The sequence below is a fragment of the Kitasatospora sp. NPDC059747 genome (assembly GCF_042732955.1).
Classification (GTDB): domain Bacteria; phylum Actinomycetota; class Actinomycetes; order Streptomycetales; family Streptomycetaceae; genus Kitasatospora.
Genome location: NZ_JBHWGV010000297.1, coordinates 1 through 1,030, shown reverse-complemented (window position 1 = coordinate 1,030; position 1,030 = coordinate 1). Strand labels below are relative to the sequence as shown.

1 rRNA gene is annotated in these 1,030 nt (G+C 55.8%); it reads right to left on the bottom strand.

The features are described from left to right. Nucleotides 1–2: 2 nt before the first annotated feature. Nucleotides 3–1,030 (bottom strand): 23S ribosomal RNA (locus ACFV4G_RS43590); the annotation flags it as partial.

Sequence of the window (1,030 nt, the reverse complement as noted above, 5' to 3'; positions counted from 1 at the left end):
CTGAGGACAAGCCCTCGGCCTATTAGTACCGGTCAACTCCACCCCTTACAGGGCTTCCATATCCGGCCTATCAACCCAGTCGTCTACTGGGAGCCTTACCCTCTCAAGGAGGTGGGAGTGCTCATCTCGAAGCAGGCTTCCCGCTTAGATGCTTTCAGCGGTTATCCCTCCCGAACGTAGCCAACCAGCCATGCCCTTGGCAGAACAACTGGCACACCAGAGGTTCGTCCGTCCCGGTCCTCTCGTACTAGGGACAGCCCTTCTCAACACTCCTACGCGCACAGCGGATAGGGACCGAACTGTCTCACGACGTTCTAAACCCAGCTCGCGTACCGCTTTAATGGGCGAACAGCCCAACCCTTGGGACCTACTCCAGCCCCAGGATGCGACGAGCCGACATCGAGGTGCCAAACCATCCCGTCGATATGGACTCTTGGGGAAGATCAGCCTGTTATCCCCGGGGTACCTTTTATCCGTTGAGCGACGGCGCTTCCACAAGCCACCGCCGGATCACTAGTCCCTACTTTCGTACCTGCTCGACCCGTCAGTCTCACAGTCAAGCTCCCTTGTGCACTTACACTCAACACCTGATTGCCAACCAGGCTGAGGGAACCTTTGGGCGCCTCCGTTACCCTTTAGGAGGCAACCGCCCCAGTTAAACTACCCACCAGACACTGTCCCTGATCCGGATCACGGACCCAGGTTAGACATCCAGCACGACCAGAGTGGTATTTCAACGGCGACTCCACAACAACTGGCGTTGCTGCTTCACAGTCTCCCACCTATCCTACACAAGCCGAACCGAACACCAATATCAAGCTATAGTAAAGGTCCCGGGGTCTTTCCGTCCTGCTGCGCGAAACGAGCATCTTTACTCGTAATGCAATTTCACCGGGCCTATGGTTGAGACAGTCGAGAAGTCGTTACGCCATTCGTGCAGGTCGGAACTTACCCGACAAGGAATTTCGCTACCTTAGGATGGTTATAGTTACCACCGCCGTTTACTGGCGCTTAAGTTCTCAGCTTCGCC